The 23,790-nt window shown below is 74.1% G+C and carries 21 protein-coding genes and 1 tRNA gene; 5 read left to right on the forward strand and 17 right to left on the reverse strand.

What is annotated here, in order from left to right; translation table 11 throughout:
* Window positions 1-574: 574 nt before the first annotated feature.
* The 8 genes from IE251_RS11130 to IE251_RS11165 are packed head-to-tail and all read right to left on the reverse strand — an operon-like array spanning window position 575 to window position 8,063.
* Window positions 575-2,233 carry an AMP-binding protein gene (locus IE251_RS11130; protein WP_189752738.1) on the reverse strand — a complete coding sequence of 553 codons (1,659 nt, stop codon included), beginning with the start codon at window positions 2,231-2,233 and terminating at the stop codon, window positions 575-577.
* The gene (locus IE251_RS11135; RefSeq protein WP_189752739.1) at window positions 2,230-3,351 is read right to left on the reverse strand and encodes a Glu/Leu/Phe/Val dehydrogenase dimerization domain-containing protein; all 1,122 of its coding nucleotides are present in this window, start codon (window positions 3,349-3,351) and stop codon (window positions 2,230-2,232) included. Before IE251_RS11135 ends, IE251_RS11130 begins: the two co-directional genes overlap by 4 nt.
* Window positions 3,352-3,384: 33 nt before the next feature.
* The gene (locus IE251_RS11140) at window positions 3,385-3,948 is read right to left on the reverse strand and encodes a type 1 glutamine amidotransferase (protein WP_189752740.1); all 564 of its coding nucleotides are present in this window, start codon (window positions 3,946-3,948) and stop codon (window positions 3,385-3,387) included.
* An 11-nt stretch (window positions 3,949-3,959) separates the two neighbouring features.
* Entirely contained in the window at window positions 3,960-4,784 is an 825-nt protein-coding gene (locus IE251_RS11145; RefSeq protein ID WP_189752741.1) for an amino acid kinase family protein, read from the reverse strand.
* Entirely contained in the window at window positions 4,781-5,836 is a 1,056-nt protein-coding gene (gene argC / locus IE251_RS11150) for an N-acetyl-gamma-glutamyl-phosphate reductase (protein ID WP_189752742.1), read from the reverse strand. The genes IE251_RS11145 and argC overlap by 4 nt, the downstream gene beginning before the upstream one ends.
* Entirely contained in the window at window positions 5,833-6,684 is an 852-nt protein-coding gene (locus tag IE251_RS11155) for an ATP-grasp domain-containing protein (RefSeq protein WP_189752743.1), read from the reverse strand. The genes argC and IE251_RS11155 overlap by 4 nt, the downstream gene beginning before the upstream one ends.
* A complete protein-coding gene (locus tag IE251_RS11160; protein WP_189752744.1) occupies window positions 6,684-6,869 on the reverse strand; it encodes a lysine biosynthesis protein LysW in 186 nt (61 codons plus the stop codon). Before IE251_RS11160 ends, IE251_RS11155 begins: the two co-directional genes overlap by 1 nt.
* A 45-nt stretch (window positions 6,870-6,914) precedes the next feature.
* Window positions 6,915-8,063 carry a hydroxymethylglutaryl-CoA lyase-like TIM-barrel protein gene (locus tag IE251_RS11165; RefSeq protein ID WP_189752745.1) on the reverse strand — a complete coding sequence of 383 codons (1,149 nt, stop codon included), beginning with the start codon at window positions 8,061-8,063 and terminating at the stop codon, window positions 6,915-6,917.
* A 269-nt stretch (window positions 8,064-8,332) separates the two neighbouring features.
* Here IE251_RS11165 and IE251_RS11170 point away from each other — a divergent pair, with 269 nt between their 5' ends.
* Entirely contained in the window at window positions 8,333-9,088 is a 756-nt protein-coding gene (locus IE251_RS11170; protein ID WP_189752746.1) for a maleate cis-trans isomerase family protein, read from the forward strand.
* Between the two features lie 88 nt (window positions 9,089-9,176).
* Here the strand turns inward: IE251_RS11170 and IE251_RS11175 are convergent, their stop codons facing one another.
* From IE251_RS11175 to IE251_RS11195, 5 genes are all read right to left on the reverse strand, one after another.
* On the reverse strand, window positions 9,177-9,890 hold the full coding sequence (locus tag IE251_RS11175; RefSeq protein ID WP_189752747.1) for a response regulator transcription factor: 714 nt from the start codon (window positions 9,888-9,890) through the stop codon (window positions 9,177-9,179).
* A gap of 46 nt (window positions 9,891-9,936) precedes the next feature.
* On the reverse strand, window positions 9,937-11,145 hold the full coding sequence (locus tag IE251_RS11180) for an IS701 family transposase (RefSeq protein WP_189752748.1): 1,209 nt from the start codon (window positions 11,143-11,145) through the stop codon (window positions 9,937-9,939).
* A 347-nt stretch (window positions 11,146-11,492) separates the two neighbouring features.
* Window positions 11,493-12,341, reverse strand: coding sequence for an alpha/beta fold hydrolase (locus tag IE251_RS11185; RefSeq protein WP_189752749.1), 849 nt, complete (start codon window positions 12,339-12,341; stop codon window positions 11,493-11,495).
* Window positions 12,342-12,490: 149 nt separating this feature from the next.
* Complete coding sequence (locus IE251_RS11190; protein ID WP_189752750.1) at window positions 12,491-13,735, reverse strand: MFS transporter; 1,245 nt, start codon at window positions 13,733-13,735, stop codon at window positions 12,491-12,493.
* A gap of 240 nt (window positions 13,736-13,975) precedes the next feature.
* Window positions 13,976-14,518 carry an SDR family oxidoreductase gene (locus IE251_RS11195; RefSeq protein WP_189752751.1) on the reverse strand — a complete coding sequence of 181 codons (543 nt, stop codon included), beginning with the start codon at window positions 14,516-14,518 and terminating at the stop codon, window positions 13,976-13,978.
* Window positions 14,519-14,757: 239 nt separating this feature from the next.
* Here IE251_RS11195 and IE251_RS11200 point away from each other — a divergent pair, with 239 nt between their 5' ends.
* Window positions 14,758-18,051 carry an ATP-binding protein gene (locus IE251_RS11200; protein ID WP_189752752.1) on the forward strand — a complete coding sequence of 1,098 codons (3,294 nt, stop codon included), beginning with the start codon at window positions 14,758-14,760 and terminating at the stop codon, window positions 18,049-18,051.
* A gap of 11 nt (window positions 18,052-18,062) precedes the next feature.
* On the opposite strand, the gene IE251_RS11205 is transcribed toward IE251_RS11200, so the two are convergent.
* Both IE251_RS11205 and IE251_RS11210 read right to left on the reverse strand, forming a co-directional pair.
* Window positions 18,063-18,593, reverse strand: coding sequence for a tetratricopeptide repeat protein (locus IE251_RS11205; RefSeq protein WP_189752753.1), 531 nt, complete (start codon window positions 18,591-18,593; stop codon window positions 18,063-18,065).
* 110 nt (window positions 18,594-18,703) lie between these two features.
* Window positions 18,704-18,776 (reverse strand) — tRNA-Ala (locus IE251_RS11210).
* Between the two features lie 183 nt (window positions 18,777-18,959).
* Between IE251_RS11210 and IE251_RS11215 the strand changes: the two genes are divergently transcribed.
* Entirely contained in the window at window positions 18,960-19,508 is a 549-nt protein-coding gene (locus tag IE251_RS11215) for a helix-turn-helix domain-containing protein (protein ID WP_030780911.1), read from the forward strand.
* A 111-nt stretch (window positions 19,509-19,619) separates the two neighbouring features.
* A complete protein-coding gene (locus IE251_RS11220) occupies window positions 19,620-21,077 on the forward strand; it encodes a serine/threonine-protein kinase (RefSeq protein WP_189752754.1) in 1,458 nt (485 codons plus the stop codon).
* Between the two features lie 65 nt (window positions 21,078-21,142).
* On the opposite strand, the gene IE251_RS11225 is transcribed toward IE251_RS11220, so the two are convergent.
* Entirely contained in the window at window positions 21,143-22,459 is a 1,317-nt protein-coding gene (locus IE251_RS11225; protein WP_229896697.1) for a hypothetical protein, read from the reverse strand.
* A 305-nt stretch (window positions 22,460-22,764) separates the two neighbouring features.
* Window positions 22,765-22,893 (reverse strand): DLW-39 family protein, encoded by a 129-nt coding sequence (locus IE251_RS40920; RefSeq protein WP_003999697.1) that lies wholly within the window; start codon window positions 22,891-22,893, stop codon window positions 22,765-22,767.
* A 350-nt stretch (window positions 22,894-23,243) separates the two neighbouring features.
* On the opposite strand from IE251_RS40920, the gene IE251_RS11235 reads away from it, so the two are divergent.
* Window positions 23,244-23,642, forward strand: a complete 399-nt coding sequence (locus tag IE251_RS11235; RefSeq protein ID WP_229896698.1) for a DUF6344 domain-containing protein — start codon at window positions 23,244-23,246, stop codon at window positions 23,640-23,642.
* Window positions 23,643-23,790 lie beyond the last annotated feature (148 nt).

Below are 23,790 nucleotides of genomic sequence, written 5' to 3' on the forward strand. Positions count from 1 at the left end.
TGCGCTTCCCCGGCCAGGACCGACTGCGGAGCCGGGGTGGCCTGCGGAGCGGGGTACGGGCCCGGCTCCGTGGCCGACGGCACCGCGGTCGCCGGCGAAGCCGTGAGCGGGGCCGCCTGGGATGCCACGGGCTCGGCCGTCCGGGGTGCCGGACGGGGGCCCGGCTGCGAAGCCTCCCGGAGGGCGGGGTGCGGGCCCGGCTCCGCGGCCGACGGGACCGCGGTCGCCGACGGGTCCGCGACCAGGGCCACCCGGGCAGCCGGAGGCTCGCCCGGCTGCCCCGCCGGACGCAGGCCCGGCCGGGCAGACGGCTGGAATACCCCCTGCGGTGCAGGGGCCGGGACCGACTGCGCTTCCCCGGCCGGGGCCGACTGCGGCACCGGGGCGGGGGCCGGCTGCGGAGCCGTGTGCGGGGCCGCCTGGGTTGTCGCGGGCTCGGCCGTCCGCGGTGCCGGGTGCGGGCCCGGCTCCGTGACCGACTGGGCGGCCGTCGGCGGAGCCGTGTGCGGGCCCGGCTCCGTGGCCGACTGCGCGGCCGTCGGCGGAGCCGGGTGCGGGGTGGTCGGCATGGTGGTCACCCCGTTCCGTAGCGGGCGCGGAGTTCGGCCTTGCGGATCTTGCCGGTCAGGGTTTTGGGGAGGGCGGGGAGCAGCTCCACGCGGTCCGGCAGGAACCGCTCGTCGTGCCCGGAGGCGCGGACCCGGTCGCGGATCTCGGCCAGGGTCGGGGTCTGGCCGGCGCGCGGGACCACGACCGCGCAGATGACCGGGGCGCCGTCGGCGGTGGCGGGCGGCAGCCCCACCAGCGCGGCCTCCACGGCCTTGGGGTGGCTGCCGATGACCGCCTCCAGCTCGGTCATGGGGGCCACCTGCCCGTCCCGGACGATGGCGTCCCGGGCCCGGCCGACGATGCGGATGCCACCGCGCCCGTCGTCCCGCGCCAGGTCGCCCGTGTCGAACCAGCCGTCCGCGTCGAACTCGGCGGCGAAGACCTCCTCGCGCCGGTAGTAGCCGAGGGCGAGGGAGGCGCCGCGCACCTTCAGCCGGCCCGTGCCGTCGGCGCCGGGCGACTCAACGCGGAAGCGCATGGCGTCGATGGGGCTGCCGTTGCTGTACGCGGCCCAGTCCTCGGGGTCGGCGGGCCGGGTCATCGTCACGGGGCCGTTCTCGGACATGCCCCACAGGGAGTACGTCCGGGCGCCCAGCGTCGCGTGCACCTCGTCGGCCAGCTCCTTCAGCACCGGCGCGGAGCCGATGACGACGTGCCGCAGGGTGCCGGTGTCCCGCTTCTCCACGCGCTGGGAGGCGGCCACGTCGGCGAGCGTGGCCGGCGGCCCGTACAGCAGCGTGGCGCCGTAGCGCTCCACCAGGTCCAGCAGTGCCTCGTTCTTGCGGGCGTCCTGGAAGGCGACGGTGCCGCCGAGCATGACGCCCCCGAGGACGCCCTGCGCGAAGCCGGAGTAGTGCACCAGCGGGGTGGACACCGCCGCCACCCAGTCCTCGTCGGACCGGAACGCGTCGACGTAGCCGCGCACGGCCGAGTGGACGGTGTTCTGGCTGTGCAGCACGCCCTTGGACTCGCCGGTGGTGCCGGAGGTGAACAGCACCACGAACGGCTCGTCGGGCCCGAGGGCCAGCCCCTCCAGCCGCTCCTCGGCGCCGGACTCCTCCTCACGGGGGACGGCCACGAAGTGCTCGTGGAAGGACATCGCGCCCTCCGGCACCGGGCCGTCCACCACCGCCACGTGGGCGAGCGCGGGCAGCTCGGCCCGCAGCCCGGTGACGATCTTCGCCAGCGGGGTGCCCGACCACTCGGGGAGCGTGACCGCCACCCGGGCCTCGGTCAGCCCGAGCCGGTGGCGCAGCTCGCCCTCGGGGCAGATGGGGGAGATCGGGCAGATGACGGCGCCGACGCGCATGCACGCGAACATCAGCGGCACCATCTCCCACCGGTTGGGCAGCTGGACGGCGACGACGTCACCGCGGCGCACCCCGAGCCGGAGCAGGGCGAGCGCGAACCGGTCGGTGAGCCGGGCCAGTTCGGCGTAGTCCAGGGTGTCGGTGCGGGACTCGGCCACGCGCCGTCCGGCGATGGCCAGCCGGTGCGGGCGCTCGCGGGCCTGGCGGCGCAGGTCGTCCAGGAAGGTCTCCGTGCGCCACCAGCCGCGCCGCAGGTACTCGGCGGCGTCCTCGGACGTGACGGCCGGGCGCCGGGTCTCGGCCGGGGCGGTCATCGCAGCAGCTCCTTGCGGCGGGTGGCGAGCAGCTCGGGCAGCGGGTCGCCCGCCCGGTCGGCCGCGATCTCCAGCAGGGCCCGGGTGTTCTCCCGTACCCGGTCGCCGATCCAGTCGAAGACCCACGCCTTGCGGGCGTCGGCGGCCAGCTCGAAGGGGACGACGCGGGTGACGGCCAGGGCGGCGGCGCCGGCCCCGCCGATGTTGGCGATGACCCCCGGCACCAGCGTGGCGCCGGCCGCGCGGGCCTTCTCCCGGGCCTCGGCGTCGGAGGCGAGGTTGGCGCCCTCGACGACCAGGGCGGCGCGCAGCCGGTGGACGTTGGCGGCGTTCAGCGCGTGCTTCTGGGCGGCGAGGACCAGCACGTCGGCGTCGACGTCGAGCCAGGCGTCCGGCTCGGCGGAGGTGGTGACGTGCTGCGGCAGCCGGGAGCGGTCGATCCGGCCGAACTCGTCGGTGATGGCGACGAGTTCCTCCACCGGAAGCCGGTCGGCGCTGATGGTGCCCTGGACGTCGGCGACGGCCACGACGACATGACCGCGCTCCTGGAGGAACCGGGCGACCGCGCGGCCCACGGCGCCGAAGCCCTGCACCACGACGCGGGCGGCCTCGCTGCGGCCGCGCGACTCCAGCGCGGTCAGCGCGGCGACGCCGACGCCGTGCCCGGTGACGTCGATGAGCGGCTCGTAGTAGGTGCGCCAGTCGACGGGCATGTCCGGGGCGCCCAGCCGGTAGCGCGGGTCGTAGCCGGCCTCGGCGAAGAACACGGCCCGGTCGGCGGGGGTGACGCCCATGTCGATGCCGAGGTGGATGCCGCCGTGCAGCAGGGGCTTGACGGTGCGGCCGAAGGTGCGGAAGGTCTCCTCGCGGTCGCTCCCGTCGGAGACGATGCCGCCCTTGGCGCCGCCGATGCGCAGGCCCGCCAGGGTGAACTTGTCGGTCATGTCGCGGGCGAGGCCGCGCACTTCCTCCTCGGTGACGTTCGGGGTCATCCGCACGCCGCCCATGGCCAGGCCGTCGACGAGGGTGTCGACGACCACCCAGCCCTTGATCGCGCCGCCGCTGCCGTTCAGGTGGGTGACGAACGCGGGCTCCTGGCTGTCTTCCGTGAAACTCATGGCAACTGCCAACTCCTCGATCGTTGAGCGGGTCTACTGGTAGAGCTGGGTGAAGCCGCGCAGGATCTCCCGGCCGTCGCTGCGGAACTCCAGGTGGGCCTGGGAGCCGTGGACGCGGCCGTCGTCGGAGCGCAGGAACTCCACGGGCGCGTGCTCGGAGCGGCCGATGGAGCGGTAGCCGGCCGGGGCCTGCTGGAGGTACAGGGTGTGCCGGTGGAACACCGTCACGGTCGGCTTGACGTAGGTGAACAGCGGTTCTTCCTTGTCGACCTGGACCTCGTAGCCGCCGACCCGCTGCGGGCCCTCGGCGAGCGTGCCGCCGGCCGCGACGGCGAGGATCTGCATGCCGCCGCAGATGCCGAAGACGGGCACGTCGCTGGTCATGACCAGGTCGATGAGCGGCTTGTAGTGCTCCTGGTCGAAGGCCCGCACCTTCGTGCCGCTCAGCACGATGGCCTGGTAGCGGCCGTCGAGCCGGGCGGGGACGGACACCGCGTCGACCGCGTCGGTGGCCGAGCCCAGCTCCTCGAAGCGGCGGCGCAGCTGGGGCAGGGACAGTGTTCCGTTGTTGACGACCAGGACACGGGGCTGCGCCACGTGCGTCCTCCTCACGTTCGCGTGATGACGGTGCCGGTGCGGGCGGCGAGCAGGTCGGAGACCGGCGCGCTGCCGATGACGACCCGGTCCACCCCGCGTTCCAGGGCCTCGCCGGCCGCCCGCAGCTTCTTGCGCATGCCGCCGGTGGCGCCCTTGTCGCGGAACGCGGCGGCGGCCTCGGCGCCGATCTCGCGCACCGGCTCGCCGTCGATCAGCAGATGGCTGACGTCGGTGACGAGCACCAGGTCCGGTGCGCCGACGGCCCCGGCGAGGGCGGCGGCGGCCCGGTCGGCGTCGGTGTTGACCTCGCGACCCTCGGGGTTGCGGGCCAGCGGGGTGACGAGCCGGGCCCGGCCGGGCTGAAGGTCCTTCAGCTGGGCCGGGTCGGCGTCGGTGACCGGGCCGACCAGGTTCTCCAGCTCGACCAGCTGCTTGTCCCGCCACCACCAGCGTTCGGCCCGGCCCGCGGCGAGCAGTCCGTCGCTGCCGAGGAGCCGTTCGGCGTCCAGTCCGCGCTCGCGCAGCCGCTGGAGCACCTCCTCGCCGAGCCGGGCGCTGACGGTCTTGATGTCCTCGATGACCTCGGGCGTGGTCCAGCGGCTCTGGTTGCCGTACCGGTCGCGCAGGATCGCGGACGGTTCGCGGTAGCGGGCACTGAGCTTCTTCAGCGGCTTGGACCAGCCGTGCACCAGGACCAGCGGACGCTCGTGGCCCAGCCGGGCCAGGTCGTCCCACCAGGACCCGTCGAGGTCGTCGACCGCGCTGCCGCCGAGCTTGACGACGGCCGGGGCGGCGAGGGCGTCCGGGGCGTTCACGGGCTGCTGTGCGCTGCTCATGCGGGCATCACCGGGTGCATCGTCAGGCCCGTCTCCTCGGGCAGTCCGAACCGGAGGTTGACCGCCTGGACGGCCTGGCCCGCCGCGCCCTTGACCAGGTTGTCCAGCGCGGCGAGGACGACGATCCGGCCGCCCTCCTCGTCGTACATGGCCGTCACGTCGCAGTAGTTGGAGCCGAGGACGGCCTGCGGGTCGGGCACCGGGATCAGGGTCTCGGTGTGCCGCCGTACCCGTACGAACCGGTGCTCCTTGTAGAAGCGCAGGTACGCCCGTTGCAGGGTGCGCTGGTCGATCTCGCCGTCGGTGAAGACGTAGCTGCTGGTGAGCAGCCCGCGTACGTGCGAGACGCCGTACGCCGACATGCTCAGCGAACCGACCGAGCCGGGCTTGCTGCGCTCCAGGAAGTCGCTGACCTCGGCGGCGTGCCGGTGTCCGGTGGGCGCGTACGGGGCGATGGCGCCGTTGCGGAAGGGGTGCAGGTCGGCGGTGCGCAGGTGCAGGCCGCCGCCGCTGGAGCCGCTCTTGCCGTCCACGACCACGGTCTTCAGGTCCAGGCCGAGGCCGAGGGTGAGCGGGGCCAGGCCCAGGGTGATGGCGGTGGCGTAGCAGCCCGGCAGCGAGATCAGCGCCGCGTCGGCCAGCTGGTCGCCGATCAGCTCCGGTACGCCGTAGACGAACCGGTCGGCCAGGTCGGTGCCGCGTTCGACCTTGGGGTACCAGCGGGCGTGCCGTTCGGGGGTGCGGATGCGGAAGGCGCCGCTGAGGTCGACGACGGCCGGGACCCGGTCGGCGAACCGCGCGGCCAGCTCGGCGGAGACCGGGGCGGGGGTGGCCAGCAGCAGCACGTCGACCTGGCCGGCGATGTCGTCGGTGACCGGCTGCACGGTCAGTCCGGTGTCGATGCGCAGACCGGGGTGCAGTTCGGCGGGGCGCTTGCCGATGTTGGAGGAGCCGCCGAGGAAGGTCAGCTCCAGGTCGGGGTGCTGGGTGATCAGTCGGATGAGATCGCCGCCGGCCAGCCCGGAGGCGCCGACGACTCCTGCGCGGATCATGCGAGCAGCTCCTGCACGTAGCGGGCGATGGCCGAGGGGACGTCGGCGCCGGTGGCCGTGGCCACGGCCCGGAAGCCGGGGGCGTGGTTGACCTCGTTGACGACGTAGCCGTCCTCGGTGCGGAACAGGTCGATGCCGTAGATGCCGGGCCCCAGCTCGGCCGACACCGCTTCGGTGATCTTCACGATGTCGGGGTCGTGGGCGAGGGCGCGGCTGTCGTTGCCGAGGGCGGCGTTGTTGCGCCAGTCGGTACCGCCGCTGGCGAACTCGGCGGCGCCCACCAGCTCGCCCCCGACGACCAGGCAGCGCACCGAGGTGCCGCCGCCGATGTACGGCTCCACCAGGCAGGCCTGCTCGAAGGCGTGGCCGAGGTCCTCGACGTAGTCGTAGACGGACTGGGCGGTGTCGGTGTGCCGGATCAGGGTGACCCGCTTGCCCATGCCGCCGAAGACCGGCTTGAGGACGACGGGGGTGTCCAGCTCGGCCAGGGCCTGGGTGAAGTCCTTGCGGGACAGCACCAGCCGGAAGTCCGGCACCGGGACGCCCGCGGCGCGCAGCACGGTGCGCAGCGCCGCCTTGTTCTCGCAGGCGTGGATCGCCCGGGCGGTGTTGACGGTGCGGGCCCCGGCGGCCTCGGCGAGGCTCGCGACGAGGCCGCCGCGGGTGTAGCTGCGGCTGCGGACGAGCAGGACGTCGTAGTCCCGCACGGAGGGGGCGGCCGGATCGCCGAGGCACAGGGACTCGTCGTTGACCCAGTCGACCGTGAGCCCGAAGGCACCGGCCCGCTGGATCAGCTCGCGCTCCTCCCAGGCGATCCGGTCGGCGACGACGGCGACCTTGCTGCCCATCACTGGCCCCAGTCGCGCAGCTGGACCTCGACCGTCTCCAGGGTCAGCCGCCCGTCGGAGACGCCCTCGACCCGCAGCGTGAGCATGCACTCGGGGCAGGACAGGGTCTCGCCCTGGACGACCGGCGGCACGGTCAGGTCGGTCTCGCACTCGGGGCAGGCGCCGGAGAGGGTGGCGGTGGTCATGGTGGACTCCGTTTCCGGGAGAAGGGATGGAGGGGAAGGGGTGGTTCAGGCGGCCTGGAAGTCGACGGCGGCCTTGCGGACCGCGTCCCGGTCCAGGACCGGGCCCCCGGCCGCGATCTGGCGCTCGGTCAGCCAGGCGGTGAAGGCGTCGATGTCGACCTCGACCCCGGAGTCGGTCAGCGCCCACTTCACGAGGGCCGGGGTCAGCCGGGTGCGCACCCGGAGTTCACGGGTGCCGCCGACGAGTTCGGCCGGCAGGGTCTCGTACGCCTCCGGGTTGCTCAGCTGGCCGGGCAGCTCGTAGGCGAAGGCGTGCGGGGTGGTCGGGCCGGACTGGAAGGCGGTGCCGAGCCCGGCGCCCTTCAGCGCGAGCCGGGACAGCTCGGTGAGGTGGGTGAGGTCGAAGCGGGTGTCGCCGTGCACGACCCGCAGCGAGGTGAGCAGTTCGGCCAGCGGGGCGTTGCCGCCGCGCTCGCCGATGCCGCCGACGGTCGCGGAGATCCAGCGGGCGCCGGCCCGGACGGCGGCGAGCGAGTTGGCGACCGCCATGCCCAGCATGTTGTGCGAGTGGATCTCGATCTCGGAGCCGTCGATCGCGGTGAGGTCCGCGATCTTCGCCTCCATCTGCCAGGGCGTGAGGTAGGCGACGGTCTCGGCGAGCCGGAACCGGTCGGCCCCGGCCTCGAAGCCGTTCGTGACGTACGGGACGAGCCGCTCCCGGGGGGTGCGGGCGCCGTCCTCGCCGCTGAAGGTGACGTGGAAGCCGCGCTCCTTGGCCTGCGAGATCGCCGAACGGGCCACCGCGTGCAGGAGCTTGGCGCTGGGCGTGCCCAGCTTGAGGGTGGCGTGCTGCTCCGAGGTGGGGATGGAGTACATGATGTGGCGCACGCCCAGCCGCTCGGCCTCGTCGAGGGCCCGGGCCACCTGCTGGCGGTCGCGCACTACGAGCAGCGTCATGCTGCGCTCGGGGCCCACGGCCTCGTGCACGGCCTCGATCAGCGGCGCGTCCTTGGAGCCCGGGCCGGAGACCATGCCCACCTCGACCAGCTCGACGCCGGTGCGCACCAGCAGGCCGGCGATGGCCGCCGCGTCCTTCGGGCCGAACTCGACGCCCGCCATGTGCGCGGAGTCGCGCAGGGTGGCGTCGGATATCAGGGGCGGGTCGGTGAGTTTCTCGTGGTTTTCCGCTGCCATTTCAGTTCACTCCTTGTTCCGGAGCGGGGTGTATCGCCTGCGTTCCGGACGAGTTCGGTGAACCGCAATCCGGGGAACGATTGCGGCTGGCGCTGCCCAACAGCTTCCGCGCCACAGGGGCGGCAAGGCAACGAATTCCGCGTCAGAAGGCCGTGGAAAAGTGTCAGGGAATGTCAAGAAGTACAAGGTCTGCAAGAAGGGTGTCGGCGTACGCAAGAGACGGCGGAATACGGCGTCCGGGCACGCGTGCGGCGCCTACCGTGCGGTGCATGGACCTTCTCTCACTGCCTCGGCTGGGGCTTGTCGTCCCGCCGGAGAACCCGACCGCCGAACCGGAGTTCGCCACGCTGCTGGGCAGCCGGGTGAACGTGTACACGGCCCGCTTCCCCACCACGCCCGGGGCCGGCCTGAAGGACATGCTGGAGACCTACAACCGGGTCCTGCCCGAGACCCTCGGCCGCTTCGGCGGCATGCGGCTGGACGGGGCCGTGGTGGCGTGCAGCGCCTCCCACTACCTGCTCGGCCCGGACGGCGACCGCGCCTTCTGCGCCGAGCTGTCCGACCACACGGGCTACCCCGTGTGGTCCTCCACCCAGGCGATCCTCGCCACCTGCGCGGCCCTGGGGGTGCGCCGGCTGACCCTCGTCTCGCCCTACCAGCCCTGGCTCACCGACACCTCGCGCGCCTTCTGGGAGGAGGCCGGCCTCACCGTCGACGGGATCGTGTCGGTCCCGGCGCGCGAGACGCCCGGCGAGGAGCCGCACCACGACCCGTACCAGGTCACGACCGCGCGCATACGGGAGCGGCTGGCGGCGGCCGACCTGCCCGCGGACACCGCCCTGCTGTTCACCGGCACGGGCATGGGCACCCTCGCGGCACTCGACGAGCTGGCCCGGCGCGAGCCCGGCCGCACCCTGCTGACGTCCAACCTGGCCTCGGCGTGGTGGGCCGGGCGGACCCTGGCCGGCGGGGACGTCGCCGAGGCCCACCCGCTGCTGCGCCGGCTGACGCCGGCGGCGGTCTGAGCGGCACGGCGGGGCCCCGGGCGCGCGCCGGTCGGCGTGCGCCCGGGGCCCGTCCTCGCACGGCCCGGTGACCGTCCGGCCCGCCGGCCTACGACGCCTCGGACAGCTCGGAGGCCTCCGGGCGCTCGGCGGCGCGGCAGTCGCCGTACCCCATCCGGTAGCCCACGCCCCGTACGGTGGTGATCCACCGGCTGGAGCCGAGTTTCGACCGCAGACTGCTCACATGGGTGTCGATGGTGCGACTGGTGCAGGCCCAGTTGCTGCCCCACACCTTCGCCATGAGTTCCTTTCGCGACACCACCGTCTCGGAATTCCGCGCCAGCACGTACAGCAGCTCGAATTCCTTCGAGGTGACGGGCACCAGCCGGTCGTGCAGCCGTACCTCCCGGGTCCGCGGATCGATATGCAGGGGGCGCAGGGAAATCGTCTTCTCAGGGGCGCGTTCGCGGTGCGCCCGGCGCATCACGGCCTCTATGCGCGCCCCTATCTCCCGGAACCCCCAGGTCTTCACCACACAGTCGTCCGCCCCGGCGCGCAGCGCGAGGACCCGCTCCAGTTCGTCGTCGTCGTCGGTCACCGCGATCAGCGGGATGTCTCCGTCGCTGCGCACCGACCGGCACACCTCCAGCCCGTCCATGTCCGGCAGATCCAGCGAGAGCAGCACCAGGTCCGCGTCGTGGTAGGTGCGCAGTGCCCGCGCCCCGGTGTGCACGCTCCGCGTGGTGTAGCCCTGTCTGCGCAGATCGCGCTCGGTCACCTCGGCCGCGGCGGCGTCCCGTTCCACCACGAGTACGTTCGTCACCCCTGCCGTCCCCTCTTCATCGCTTGCCTCCGCTCCCTCGCTCACGTCAGCTCGCACCGGCCCCGCTCGGCTCGGCCGCGCGGGCGGCCGGCGGCGGGGCCAGGGGGTGCTCCGGGGCGTCGTCGAGGTACTGGTAGGCGTACGCGGCCGAGGCCATCGTCATGTGGTGGTGCCAGCCCGGGAAGGAGCGGCCCTCGAAGTCCAGGACGCCGAGACGGTTCTGCAGGACGGACACGGCCGACAGGGCGGCGGTACGGCCCCGCACCAGGGACAGCACCTCGTCCACCGGCCGGTCGGTGAGGCTGGTGAGCCAGTACCGGGCGGGCAGCCGGCCGTCCAGGGCGGGCCGCTCCAGGATCCGGTAGGCGCGCGAGCCGCCGTCGGCGCCCGCCAGCTGCGGCAGCCGGACGGTGCCGGTGTAGGTGTGGATCGTCACGGCCTTGGTGCGGCCGTCCGGGGCCTGCCGCATCATCACGTGCGGCTGCCGGGCGTGCCGTACGCCCATCAGTCCGCCGACCGTGCGCACGGTCGGCGTGTGCCGGCCGACGAGCACGACCTGGCCGGGATCGACCTCGGCCAGCACGTCCAGCCGCTCCCGGGCCAGCCCGACGAGCACTCCGGCGGCGTCGTCGCACCGGGTCAGGTCCAGCACCCAGGGCAGCCCGGCGACGTGCGGCAGCGTGACCGCGTCCGCGGCGTAGTCGAGGACGTAGGCACCGACCGGGCGCTCCTTCTCCCCCTCGGGTATCCGGGCCCGCCGCCGGCGCTCCGGGTCGCCGTCCCAGGGGCCGCTGAGCACCAGGCTCCAGTCGACCGGGAAGGCTCCCTGGGCGCCGGCCAGGAACAGGCCGAGCGCGCGCTGGCAGTTGACGGTCTGCCGGGTCGCCGGGTCCACCCGGCGGTGCACGCCCACCGAGTGCTCGCCGTTCTTCGGGATGACCAGCTCGGCGACCGTCCAGGCGTAGGGCGACGCCGTCGCGGCCACCCGCCGGGCCAGTACGCGGCGCACCGGACGCCAGTCCCAGGAGCTGGCGTTGATGAACTGGTGCAGCCCGCGCAGCGCCGCGGCGGGTAAAAAGTCCTCCTGGGCCATCCGCCGCGGTGTCTTCTTACCGGAGCCCTGGAGCAGGGCCCACAGATAGGCCCGGGCCCAGCGGTGCTGCTCCACTCGGTGAAGTGATCTGAATATGTCCTCCACAAAGCTCTGGATACGCGGACCGTCGCTCGTTGCCATGCGCGTCTCACTCGACGACATAAACGCTACGTCCCCTCGTATTTCGTAACGCTCAGACTGAGGCCGGTGCATCGTGCATGTGCCCGGGCCACAAAATACCCTCCGGTGCACAATTCTGTCCGTCGCCCGTACGGTACTTCGCTACTTCCCGTGCCGACCTGGGCAAACGCGGTGGAGTGACGGGTGTGGAGGACCGTGGGCAGGGGTCGGAAAATGCCGGTTGACCCAATACTGATAGGCCCGTCTGCCCAAGATCGAGAACGTGTCAAAACTTTATGAACAAAACTTTGAGTGCGGGCACGCCGATGACCGCCGAAGGCCGGGGGATACCTTCGGCGGTCCGCTCGGGAGGCCGGCGCGGCGTCTGATCAGTCGCGCTGTGCCGCCAGGGTGTCGAGCCAGTTGCCCAGCAGCCCGTGCACGGTGTCCGGCTGGTCGAGATGGACGTTGTGCCCGGCGCCGTCGACCACCGCGTAGGTGGCGTGCGGATAGTGGTCGAGCAGCTCCAGCTGGTCCCGCCAGCCGACCATGTGATCCTGACGTCCGGTCACCACCAGGTGCGTGCCCTCGTGCGCCTCGAAGCGGGACTCCGGGGCCTGCCGGAGCAGGTACGCCTTGAGCAGTTCGGCGGCGTCCTCGCGGTGATGGGCGCGGAAGCCGGGCAGCACATGGTCGCGGAAGGCGTTCCATCCCGCGTCGTCCTGGTACAGCGCGATGCTCGTGAACACCTCGCGGTCGGCCGGGTCGAGCGCGGCCAGTAACGCCTCGTCCCGGGCCAGCACCTGCCGCTCGGGCAGCGTCCGCTCCCCGCCCGGCTTGACCAGCGGGGCGATCAACGCGGCACCCAGCACCTGCGGGCCGCGCTCGGCGATCAGATGGCGGGCGAGCTGGCCGCCGTAGGAGATGCCCACGACCGCGAACGGCTCGTCACCGACCACCTTGTCCACGAACCGCAGCACCGCCTCGCCCATGGCCTCCGCCGTGACCGGCCCGGACAGCCGGGGCGAGCGCCCGGAGCCGGGCAGGTCGACGTAGAGCCGCCGCCAGCCGCGGCGCGCGGCGAACACGGGTTCCAGCGGCAGCAGGAGCCGGTGGTCGATGGTGTAGCCGTGCAGCAGCACCACGGGCGTACCGGAGCCGAACTCGACGTGGTGCAGCAGCTGCTGCGCCGGCTTCGGCGTCTCGGCGGTCTCGGTCGGTCCAGTCTCTTCGGTCATGGCTCCACAGTCCGGTGATGACAAGGGTGGTGAACAAGGCGGGTGAACAAGGGGGGTGAACAAGGGGGAGAGTGGCGGTGGGCCGGGAGGGAGGCCGGTACGGCGGTACGGCGGGGAGAGCCGGCCGTCCCCGCCGCCGTACACCGCGCCTACGCCACCGGGCGCTTGGCGGGGAAGCCGTGGCCGCGGGCGAGGACGACGACGGCGATCACCGGCAGCATCAGCAGCAGCACGCTCCACGGCAGCGAGTCGCTGCCGGTCAGGTCGAGCAGCACACCGCCGATGACACCGCCGCCCGCCATGGCGACGTTCCACAGCGTCACCAGCATGGCCTGGGCCGCGTCGGCCGCCTTCTCGCCGCCCGCGTCACCGGCCGCGGTCTGCAGCAGGGTCGGCACCCCGCCCCAGCCCAGGCCCCACAGCACGGCCGCGAGGTAGACGAACGCGGTCTGGTCGGCGAGCACCGCCAGCACCGCGGCGGACACCGCGACCAGCAGCGAGCTGGCGACCGTCAGCACGCGCAGCCGGTGGTGGATCTGCGCGCCGACGATCCAGATGCTGGCCAGCGAGGCGATGCCGAACACCAGCAGCACCAGGTCGGTGTTGCCGCCCATGCCGAGGTCGTCGAGGAAGGTGGCGATGTAGGCGTAGATGATGGTGTGCGCCAGGACGAAGACCAGCGTCACGAACAGCACCGGCACCACGCCGGGGACCTTCAGGGCGTGCAGCATCTTCGGCCGCTCGCCGCGCTCCTGGCCCGGGTAGTCCGGTACGGCGGCGGCGATCCACGCCAGCAGGAGGACGGTGAGCGCGGTCATCGCGAGGAAGGCCACGCGCCAGTCGGTCACCTTGCCGAGGAACGTGCCGGCGGGCACGCCGAGGGAGAGGGCGACGGGGATGCCCGCCATCGCCACCGCGATGGCCCGGCCCTGCAACGGCACCGGGGCCAGCCGGCGCGCGTACCCGGCGAGCAGCGCCCAGGCCAGGCCCGCCGCGACACCGGCGACGAAGCGCGCCACCATCGTCAGCCCGTACAGGGACGACAGCGCGGTGACGGTGTTGGCGACGGCGAAGCCGGCCATGGAGGTCAGCAGCAGCCGCTTGCGGCGCCAGCCGGCGGTCGCCGCGGTCAGCGGGATCGCGGTCAGCGCGGTGCCGAGGGCGTAGATGGTGACCGTCTGCCCGGTCGCGGACTCGCTCACGTTCAGGTCGTCGCTCATGGACGGGAGCAGACCGGCGGGCAGGGTCTCGGTGAGGCTCGTGATGAACACGGCGGTCGCGAGGGCCAGCAGGGCGAACATGGGCAGCTTCTGCTGCTCGCCGGCGCCCGCCGGGCTCGCCTCGGCGCCGGTCCGCACGGGCGAACCGGCCGCGGTATCGGGTGTGGTGCTCATGGAATGTGCTCCAGGGGTTCGGGGACGGAGTGGGTGAACGCTCGGGGTGGGGCCGGGGAGCCGGGCGCACCGGGCGGCCGGGGGCTCGTCGGCCGGGTCCGCCGATACGCCGTCATGGCCGGGACCGCCGGTTCCGCCGGGCCCTCCGGGAGGCCGTCATGGCCGGGACCGCCGGGACCTCCGGGCGCGGTCTCCGGTCCGTCGGCCGGGTCCGGTACGTCGGCCAGGTCCGGTATGTCGTCATGGCCGGGTCAGACCTCCGTCGACCGGCAGGCGGGCCCCGGTGGTGAACGTGGCGTCGGTGGCCAGGAAGAGCGCGGCCCGGGCCACCTCCTCGGCGGCGCCGAGACGGCCCAGGGGCGGCAGGGGCACCCCGTCGCCGCCCGGCGCCTCGATACAGCCCGGCGCCACGGCGTTGACGCGGATGCCCCGGGAGACCAGCTCGTCGGCCAGCGCGTGCACGGCGGCGGGCGAGGGCGCCGGGGTCATCAGCACGACCGCGCCACCGTCCCTGAGCCGCGGCAGCAGCGGCCGGGCGGTGGCCACGACATCCGCGAACAGCAGGTCGACGACACCGCCGGGCCTCAGGCAGGCGGTCACGTCGGAAGGCGCGACGACCCGGGCGGCGGAGCCCAGTTCCCCGCCCAGCCGGTCCCGCTCCTTCGCGGTGCGGGCGGTCAGCACGACGTGGGCGCCGCCCTCCACCAGACGCTTGGCCACGGCCAGTCCGATGGCGGTGGCCTCTGAGACGACTACGGCCGTCCGGCCCGCGTACTTGGTCATGCTGCTTCCTCTTCCTGCGCCGCACCTGCCACAACGGCTCGGTGGAAACGACCTTGCGCCCGGGCGCTTCGGGAAACCTTCGGGACGGCTTACGGCCGGCTCATGGCCACCCCGGACGGGCTGACGTACGGCTCACGGCCGGCGGCCAGGAGCCCCGGTGATCGGCAAAACCGCTGGTGGGCGGCGCGCGGTCAGGCGAACACCCCACCGGATCGGCACCGTGACGTACAGTGACGCACATGCGGTTTGGGGTGCTCGGCCCACTGACGGTGTGGGACGACGAGGGGGTGGCCGTCAGGGTTCCCGAGGCGAAGGTCCGGGCGCTGCTCGCCGACCTGCTCGCCCACGACGGCGGACCGGTCTCCGCGGACCGGCTGATCGACGACCTGTGGGGCGACCGACCGCCGGGCCGGCCCGTCGGCGCCCTCCAGGCGAAGGTCTCCCAGCTGCGCCGGGTGCTGGGCCGGGACCGGGTCCAGCTCCAGCCGGCCGGTTACCGGCTGCGGCTGGACGACACCGACGAGGTGGACGCCGTACGGTTCCGCGACCTGGTGGACCGGGCCCGTGCCGTCGAGGCCCCGGACGACCGGGCCGCGCTGCTCACCGAGGCCCTCGGACTGTGGCGCGGACCGGCCTACGCCGACTTCGCCGACCAGGAGTTCGCGCGCGCGGCGGCACAGCGCCTGACCGACCAGCGGCTGTCGGTGCTGGAGGAGCAGGCCGAGGCCCGCCTGGCGGCCGGCGAACACGTGCTCCTCGCCGGGGAGCTGGCCGACCTGGTGGCCCGGCACCCGCTGCGGGAACGGCTGCGCGCGCTGCAGATACGGGCGCTGTACGCGGCCGGCCGGCAGAGCGAGGCCCTCGCGGCTTACGAGGACCTGCGCGCCCGGCTGGTGGCCGACCTGGGGGTCGAACCGAGCCCCGAACTCGCCGCGCTGCACCAGGCGGTGCTCCGCCAGGACCCCGCGCTCACGGTCGCGCCGCGCCCCGCCGACGCCGCTCCCAGGCAGCCCGAGGCGCCCGCCGCGCCCCCGGAACCCGCCGCGCCCCCGGCGCCCGCCCCCTCCAACCTGCCCGCGTCCCTCACCCCCCTCATCGGCCGCCGCGACGCGCTCGACCGGGTGACCGGACTCCTCGGCGCCGCCCGCCTGGTGACCCTCACCGGCCCCGGCGGCGTGGGCAAGACACGGCTGGCGGTGGCGGCGGCCGACGCGCTCCTCACCGACGCCTCCGGACTCCCCGACGGCGCCTGGTTCGTGGAGTTCTCCGGCGTCCGCGGCGGGGCCGTCGCCGATCTCGCCCAGGTCGTCGCCGCGTCCCTCGGCATCAGTGACCACGCGCCCTCCGCCGTACCCGTCTCCGGCACCGGCACCCGGTCCCCCGCGCACCACCTCGCCGCCGTCCTGCGCGACCGCCGCACCCTGCTCGTCCTCGACAACTGCGAGCACGTCGTGGACGCCGCCGCCGACCTCACCGCCCTGCTCCTGCGCACCGCGCCCGGTCTGCGCGTGCTGGCCACCAGCCAGGAGCCGCTGGGCCTGCCGGGCGAGGAGGTGTTCCTGGTCGAGCCGCTGCCCACGGACGACGCGGTACGGCTGTTCACCCAGCGTGCCGCCGCCGCGGCCCCCGGCTTCTCGCTCGCCCCCGACGCCTGCGACGACGCCGAGCGCGCCGCCGTCACCGAGATCTGCCGCCGTCTGGACGGCATCCCGCTCGCCCTGGAACTGGCGGCGACCCGGGTCCGCGCGCTGGGCGTGCGCGAGCTGGCGGCCCGGCTCGGCGACCGGTTCCAGCTGCTCACCTCGGGGCGGCGCGGCGCGCCCGAGCGCCAGCAGACCCTGCGCGCGGTGATCGACTGGAGCTGGGAGCTGCTCAGCGCGCCGGAGCGCATCGTGCTGCGCCGGCTGGCCGCGTTCAGCGACGGCTGCGACCTGAAGGCGGCCGAGGCGGTGTGCGCGGGCGACGGGGTCGCCTCCGCCGAGGTGCCCGACCTGGTGACGCGGCTGGTCGACCGGTCCCTGGTGGTGGTCGTGGCCGGGCCCACCGGCCCGCGCTACCGGCTTCTGGAGTCCGTCGCCGCGTACGCCACCGAGCGGCTGCACGAGCTGGAGGACCTCGCCGCCGTACGCGACCGGCATCTGCGCCACTACCTCGCGCTCGCCGAACGCGCCGAACCCGAGCTGCGCGGCCCCGGGCAGCGGTCCTGGCTGGCCCGGCTGGACGCCGAGTCCGGCAATCTGCGCTCCGCCCTGGACGAGGCCGTGCGCCGGGCCGCCGCCGGGGACCCGGCCCAGGCGGCACGGCTGGCCACCGCGCTGGCCTGGTGGTGGCTGCTGCGCGGCCGGCTCGCCCAGGCCCGCCGCAGCCTGCGCGCGGTGCTGGACACCACGACGGCCGCCGACCGCCGGGAACTGGCTCTGCTGCACGCCGCGTTCGCCCTGCTCACCGGAGACCGCGACCCGGCCACCGCCCTCCCCGACGACACCACCCTCGCCGCCGACGGCACCGCCGGGCCCGACCCGGTACGGCGGGCCCGGTCGCTGTGGCTGTGCGCGTACGGCCTGTTCAGCGCGGGCGCGGTGGCCGACAGCGGGGAGCTGAACGACCGGGCGCTGACGCTGTTCACCGCCGCGGACGACCAGTGGGGCACCGCCGCCGCGCTCGGTCTGCGGGCCACGCTCGCGCTGGTCCGCGGCGACCTCGCCGGGCTGGGCCGCGACGGCCGGCGCAGCGCCGCGCTCTTCCGCGAACTGGGCGATCGCTGGGGCGAACTCCAGACGGTGTCACCGCTGGCGGCGCTCGCGGAGATCAAGGGCGAGTACGAGGAGGCGGTCAGCCGCCAGTACGAGGGGCTGCGGATCGCCCGCGAACTGGGCCTCGCGGCCGAGGTGTCGGCCCGGCTGTCCGGCCTGGGCCGCCTGGCGCTGCTGGCCCACGACTGGGACCGCGCCCGCGACCTGCACGAACAGGCCCGGCGCAGCGCCGCCGAACAGGGCTACAAATACGGCGAGATCCACGCCGAGATGGGCCTCGCGCTCGGCGCCCGCCGCGCCGGCGACCTGGACGCCGCCGAGGCGCACCTGCGGCATCTGCGCGAGGGCTACGCCGATGTGTCCTCACAGGCCGGCGACCATCTGGTGCTGGCCGAGCTGGGCTTCGTCGCCGAACTGCGCGGCGACGCGGGCACGGCCGCGGCACACCATCTGCGCGGCCTGGACGTGGCCCGCGCGATAGACGAGCCGCGGGCGCTCGCGCTGTCCCTGGAGGGCCTGGCCGGCGCGGCGGCCCTGCGGGGCACCCCGTCCGCGGCGGCCTGCGCGGCCCTGCTGCTCGGCGCGGCCGACGCGGCCCGGCGCAGCGTGGGCGCGCCGCTGCCCCCGGCCGAGCGCACCGACGTGGACCGTATCGAGCGGGCGGCCCGCGCCACCCTGGGCGACGCGGCCTTCACCCGCTCCTTCACCGCCGGCACCCGCCTGACCCCCGAGGAGGCCCTCGACGAGGCGACGCCGGCGCTGGAGGACGTCCGCCGGTAGCCCCGGGCCGCTCAGACGGTGGCGTCCAGGTCGCGCGCGTACTCCTCGATGGCCCGCCGGTACCGCCGTACACCGGGGTCCTCGCTGGTGGCGGCGAGCAGGGTGAGCGTCAGGCACATGGCCTCCTCGTGCCGGCCCGTGTTGTACAGGGCCATGGCGAGGAAGGTCCGCAGGGCCCCGTCGCCGGGGAACTCCGCCACGGCCCGGCGCAGCGTGTCCACCGCCTCCGGGTACCGGCCGAGCACGCGGTAGGTGCTGCCGAGCCCCAGCAGGGCACCGCGCCGGTCCTCCGCCGACAGCCCGCCGCCCCGCACCGCGCGCTCGTAGAAGGCAACGGCCTCGGCCTCCAGACCGAGCACGTCGTGCGCCCAGGCGGTCTGGTAGGCCACCTCGGGGTCGTCGGGGTACCGGTCGGCCAGCTCCAGCAGCCGCACCCGGGCCTGCCCGGGATCCCCCTGCCCACGCAGCCGGACAGCGGCGGCGAGCAGTTCGTCCCTGCCGGGTTCGTTCCTGCCTGGTTCGTCCCTGCCTGGTTCGTCCATGGACCGGTGATCATAGGGCCCGGCCACGCGCCCCGCACCGGTCGCCGCCCCCGGGAGACAAAGACCCCCTCACACCAGCGTTTCCGCAGGTGAGAGGGGGTTTTGGGAAGTGGAGCCTAGGGGAGTCGAACCCCTGACATCCGCCATGCAAAGACGGCGCTCTACCAACTGAGCTAAGGCCCCGTAAAGGCAGCGGCCGGCCGGAAGGATCAGGATCCGGCGGGTGCCGCAGACCAGAGTACCGGGTCACCCCCCGTATCCCGCAAAAAGATTGGGGGTCCCCGCGGATGACCACTCTCCGTAAGATGCTCGACGTGGTTCGCTACAGCGAACCGCGGTTTTCAGGGGAAGCGATGGGGAGACGCAATGGACGCCGCACAGCAGGAAGCCACCGCCAGAGCGCGGGAGCTGCAGCGGAACTGGTACGGGGAGCCGCTGGGGGCGCTCTTCCGTAAGCTCATCGACGATCTCGGGCTGAACCAGGCACGGCTCGCGGCGGTCCTCGGCCTGTCCGCTCCGATGCTCTCCCAGCTGATGAGCGGCCAGCGCGCCAAGATCGGCAACCCCGCCGTCGTCCAGCGTGTCCAGCTGCTCCAGGAGTTGGCCTCCCAGGTCGCGGACGGCAGCGTCAGCGCCGCCGAGGCGACCGAGCGCATGGAGGAGATCAAGAAGTCACAGGGGGGCTCCGTGCTCAGCAACACCACCCAGACCACCGGCAGCTCGGGCGCGCCCACGGTCAAGCGCGTGGTCCGGGAGATCCAGTCGCTGCTCCGTTCGGTGGCCGCCGCCGGAGACATCATCGACGCCGCCGACGCCCTCGCGCCGAGCCACCCCGAACTCGCCGAGTTCCTCCGCGTCTACGGCGCCGGCCGCACCGCGGACGCCGTCGCGCACTACCAGTCCCACCAGAGCTGACCCACGGGCCGGCGCACCGGGGGGCGGGCCGGCCAGGACACGAGGCACGGGGTACGGGGTACGGGATCACCAGCGGGGGCGCACAGGGCCACGAGGAGGAGCGGCGGCTGCATGGGTGAGGTCTTCGCCGGCCGGTACGAGCTGGCCGACCCGATCGGACGCGGTGGCGTGGGCGCCGTATGGCGGGCCTGGGACCACCGCCGGCGGCGTTACGTGGCCGCCAAGGTCCTCCAGCAGCGCGACGCCCACTCCCTGCTCCGCTTCGTCCGCGAGCAGGGGATGCGCATCGACCATCCGCACGTCCTCGCCCCGGCCAGCTGGGCCGCCGACGACGACAAGGTGCTGTTCACCATGGACCTGGTCACCGGCGGCTCCCTGGTCCACCTGGTCGGCGACTACGGCCCCCTCCCGCCCGCCTTCGTGTGCACACTGCTCGACCAGTTACTGTCCGGCCTCGCCGCCGTCCACGCCGAGGACGTCGTCCACCGGGACATCAAGCCCGCCAACGTGCTCCTCGAGGCCACCGGCACCGGCCGTCCCCGGCTCAGGCTGTCCGACTTCGGCATCGCCATGCGGCTCGGCGAACCCCGGCTGACCGAGACCAACCTCGTGGTGGGCACGCCCGGTTACCTCGCCCCCGAACAGATGCAGGGCGCCGAACCGGACTTCCCGGCCGACCTGTTCGCCGTGGGACTGGTCGCCCTCTATCTCCTCGAGGGCGCCAAGCCGGACACCAAGGCGCTCGTGCGGTACTTCCTCGAGCACGGCACGCCCGGCCCGCCCAAGGGCATCCCGGAACCCCTCTGGCAGGTCGTCGCCTCGTTGCTCCAGCCCGATCCAGCGGACCGTTTCCGTACGGCCACGGGGGCGCGCAAGGCACTCGCCGCCGCCGCGGAACTCCTGCCGGAGCCCGGCATCGACGACGAGCTCATCGAGATCTTCGACCAACTCGGGCCCCTGCCCCCCGGTTTCGGCCCCGAGGGCCCCCTCCGCCAGGCCCCCGGCATCGCCTTGGAGCTGCTCCCCGACGGCCCCCCGGTCCCGCCCTCCGGCACAGCCCAGCAAGAGGACCCCTACACCGGTACGGGCACGGGGGACACGGGTACGGGACCAGGCGGGAGTACGGACGCCCGTACCGGCACGGATCCCGGCGCCTCCTCCCCCACCGGTTCCCTGTCGGACACCGGAAGCTTCCGTCTCCCCCCGCCCCCGCACCCCCTGGACCCGATCCCCGGCCCCCACGCCCTCCCGTCCACGCCCACCCCCGCACCTCCGCCCCCGCACACGCCCCCGATCCAGGCGCCGGGACCGATGCCGGCCCCCCTGCCGATGCCGGACCCCCTGCCGGCCCCGCCCGTCGACACCACCACCGCCGCCTACACCGCCCGCGCCCCGCACCCGGCACCCGCGACCCCGCCGCTCCCGGCACCCTCGCCCGCGCCCGGCCGGCGGCACCGGGCGCGGCGGGCGCTCCGGCGTCCGGGGCCGCCCGCGAAGGCCGTGATCCCCCTCCTGCTGCTGGCGCTCGTCTGCTACGCGGTGGGCTTCTGGGCCCTGGCCCGGCTCTGACCCGGCCCCGGTCCCGCCGTCACCGGGCCCACCGCCGAGAGGCCCACCGTCACCGGTTCCAGGCGTCACCGGGCCCGCGCGTGCGCCCTCCGGGCCGCCACCGTCCAGCCGCCGAGGACCAGCAGCAGCGCGGTCCCCGAGCCGATCCCCCCGACGGCGACCAGCCGCATCGCCCCGTCACCGGCACCGGCCTCCCGCCCCCCGGCGGCCTCCCCGGCGACCGCGTCCCCGAGGCCCCCGGCCAGCGCGGCGGCACGGTCCGCGTCGCTGATCGTGAAGACGTCCTCCGGCACGGGTCCGCCGTCGTACGCGGGACCTTCGTGCGCCCGCCCGTCCACCCGCACCCGCAGGGTCACCTCGTACGGCCCCCGCCCGAACGGCTCGGCCAGCCGGGTGCTGAGGTGCACGACGAGGTAGTAGTCACCGGCGAACCGTACGGAGGTCACCCCTGCCGGTACGGCGTACCGGTTGGCGTACTCCACCGGCGGCAGCGGGGCGAGCGCGGTGGGCTTGGCGGTGCCGGTGTAGCCGGCGGAGGTGTCGTCCACGGTGCCGCGCACGGGGTTGTAGAGGGAGAGGGACAGGGCACCGCCGACGTAGCCGTGGCCCTGGGCGCCGCCCAGCTCGGCGGAGGCGTGCAGCCGTCGGCCCCAGTCCACCGGGACCTTGTAGAACCGGGTCGCGCCGGGTGCGAGCTCCGTCCGCCAGACGCCCTGGCCCACGGTTCGCGCGGTCGCGAACCCGGTGCCGCCGGAACGTTCGCGGGGCCGGCCGGAGGGGGGCTCGGGACTGGCCGAGTCCCAGCGCGGCGGGGTCGTGGAGCCGGCCCGGGCCAGGCCCGGTTCCGTCGCGGGCGCGATCTCCAGGTCCCACGGCCCGGGTTCGGCCCTCTCGTCCGGGCGCCCGGTGTCGAGACGCTCGACGAGCAGGTAGTACGTGCCGCTGCCCCGGCACAGCGCCTTGCCGGTCTCGCGCTGCCCGAGGGCCGTGACCGGGCGCGGGCTGATCCCGGCGCCGAAGCGCGCGGAGGCGTAGGAGCAGGAGGTGCCGTTCGCGTTCCGCAGCGAGACGCGGATGCCGTCGGTGGCGGAGACGGCGGCGTCGGGGGGCGGTACGGCGGTGACGGGGACGTACGCGGTCTCCGCGGCGGTGAGCCGGAGGCGGTAGTACAGCCTCGCCGCGCGGGGGAGGGAGCTGCGGTAGGTGTGGTGGGCGTCCAGCGGAACGGCGCTCGCGGTGTCCGGCGCGCCCACGACGGTACGGGCGCCGGGCGTGAAGGCGTAGGCATCCCCGGCCCGCGCGACGGCCGGCGGCCCGGCCCCCTCGGCGCGCGCGCCGGCCGCCGGACCGACGAGGGACCACAGCCCCAGCAGTAACACCACCACCGCGCACCGGGCGGCGCCTCCGCGCCCCCACGCCGTACCCCCTCGGCCCCGCACGCGCCACACCCCCAGTCGTCGGACCACCGCACCGCGTCGCGGGCTCCATCCTGCCCCGGCCGGCCCTGCGCCATCCGGGCAACGCGTACACCCGTCCGAAACGTCCGGCCCCCGCGGGAGCACGTCCCGTTCCGGCTACCCCGGCCCGCGCGCCCCCGCAACCCGGAACGCCCCCCGACAACGCAGAACCCCGGCCGCTCGGGCGACCGGGGTCTGTACAGATCGGGTTATCGCTTCGACAGGGGGACTCACGAACCCGTGGGCACGGAGTCAGTCGCCTCCGTCCACAGGTCCTGCTCGGCGCGATCCGCCTGGATCTGGCGGTACACGAGGAGCCCGCCGATGGCGGCCAGTGCGACCAGGAGCAGCTTCTTCACCGCGCGACCTCGTCTTTCCTTGACGTAGGGGACCTCTGGCGCCCGACTATACACACCGCCCGATATCGGTCGGTGACCTGCGTCGGCGCCCAACTCCCGCACCCGGCGGCGCAGTAGGCGGGGTCACACGCGGGGCCGACCGGAGCGTGACCAGGCCCCCACGGACCGTTAATTTGCTCCCTCTTCGGCCGCACTCATCGCCTTTTAGAGGGCTTTCTCCCTCCTTGCGTCCATCCGAGTGGTGTTCATCGGAACATCGACGCGCCACGGGCGTCGGTCCACCACATCGCGACCCTCATACACATCATGAACAAAGTACGCAAATCGCCCAACCCGAAAGTGAGGGGATCATGGCCCGGACCAAGGTCATGAAGATGTGGACCGCCATCGTCACCGCCTTCCTCGCGCTGTGCACGGCGCTCGGCCTCGTCTCCGCCGGCGCCGCCACCGCCACCGCCGCCCCGGCTGGACCCTGGACCGAGAGCGCCGACACCGGCACCGCGCACCGCACGCTCCCGACGATCCCGGTCACACATCCCTGGGCCTGGTCCCGCGCCAGGGCCCTGCCCCCCACGATGAAGCAGCGGATCCGGGCCGAGGCCCACGGAAAGGCCCCCAGCTGCCGGCACCGGCCGCTGACCGAGACCCAGCAGAGCGAGACGGAACTCCAGCAGCAGACCCGGCCCCGGACCCGGGCCGAGGCGGAGGCACAGAGCCCCGACCACGCCCCGGCGGCGCTCGACTGCTGAGCCCCCGCCCGCAGCAGTACCGCAACGTCTCGACAACAAGGCGACTTGCGTACGCACCAGTCGACACGGAAGACCCCCGGCCGCCCCGGCCGGGGGTCTCGCGCTGTTTCCGGGACCCGCCGGGTGCCCGGACCCGTCGTACGCCATG

Source organism: Streptomyces eurythermus (genome assembly GCF_014649115.1).
Lineage (GTDB): Bacteria > Actinomycetota > Actinomycetes > Streptomycetales > Streptomycetaceae > Streptomyces > Streptomyces eurythermus.

What these genes read in the sequence shown, in the direction of transcription:
- IE251_RS11130 (WP_189752738.1), bottom strand. Translation starts at nt 2,233, where the DNA reads ATGACCGCCCCGGCCGAGACCCGGCGCCCGGCCGTCACGTCCGAGGAC.
- IE251_RS11135 (WP_189752739.1), bottom strand. Translation starts at nt 3,351, where the DNA reads ATGAGTTTCACGGAAGACAGCCAGGAGCCCGCGTTCGTCACCCACCTG.
- IE251_RS11145 (WP_189752741.1), bottom strand. Translation starts at nt 4,784, where the DNA reads ATGAGCAGCGCACAGCAGCCCGTGAACGCCCCGGACGCCCTCGCCGCC.
- argC (WP_189752742.1), bottom strand. Translation starts at nt 5,836, where the DNA reads ATGATCCGCGCAGGAGTCGTCGGCGCCTCCGGGCTGGCCGGCGGCGAT.
- IE251_RS11155 (WP_189752743.1), bottom strand. Translation starts at nt 6,684, where the DNA reads ATGGGCAGCAAGGTCGCCGTCGTCGCCGACCGGATCGCCTGGGAGGAG.
- IE251_RS11160 (WP_189752744.1), bottom strand. Translation starts at nt 6,869, where the DNA reads ATGACCACCGCCACCCTCTCCGGCGCCTGCCCCGAGTGCGAGACCGAC.
- IE251_RS11165 (WP_189752745.1), bottom strand. Translation starts at nt 8,063, where the DNA reads ATGGCAGCGGAAAACCACGAGAAACTCACCGACCCGCCCCTGATATCC.
- IE251_RS11170 (WP_189752746.1), top strand. Translation starts at nt 8,333, where the DNA reads ATGGACCTTCTCTCACTGCCTCGGCTGGGGCTTGTCGTCCCGCCGGAG.
- IE251_RS11180 (WP_189752748.1), bottom strand. Translation starts at nt 11,145, where the DNA reads ATGTCGTCGAGTGAGACGCGCATGGCAACGAGCGACGGTCCGCGTATC.
- IE251_RS11185 (WP_189752749.1), bottom strand. Translation starts at nt 12,341, where the DNA reads ATGACCGAAGAGACTGGACCGACCGAGACCGCCGAGACGCCGAAGCCG.
- IE251_RS11190 (WP_189752750.1), bottom strand. Translation starts at nt 13,735, where the DNA reads ATGAGCACCACACCCGATACCGCGGCCGGTTCGCCCGTGCGGACCGGC.
- IE251_RS11195 (WP_189752751.1), bottom strand. Translation starts at nt 14,518, where the DNA reads ATGACCAAGTACGCGGGCCGGACGGCCGTAGTCGTCTCAGAGGCCACC.
- IE251_RS11200 (WP_189752752.1), top strand. Translation starts at nt 14,758, where the DNA reads ATGCGGTTTGGGGTGCTCGGCCCACTGACGGTGTGGGACGACGAGGGG.
- IE251_RS11205 (WP_189752753.1), bottom strand. Translation starts at nt 18,593, where the DNA reads ATGGACGAACCAGGCAGGGACGAACCAGGCAGGAACGAACCCGGCAGG.
- IE251_RS11215 (WP_030780911.1), top strand. Translation starts at nt 18,960, where the DNA reads ATGGACGCCGCACAGCAGGAAGCCACCGCCAGAGCGCGGGAGCTGCAG.
- IE251_RS11220 (WP_189752754.1), top strand. Translation starts at nt 19,620, where the DNA reads ATGGGTGAGGTCTTCGCCGGCCGGTACGAGCTGGCCGACCCGATCGGA.
- IE251_RS11235 (WP_229896698.1), top strand. Translation starts at nt 23,244, where the DNA reads ATGGCCCGGACCAAGGTCATGAAGATGTGGACCGCCATCGTCACCGCC.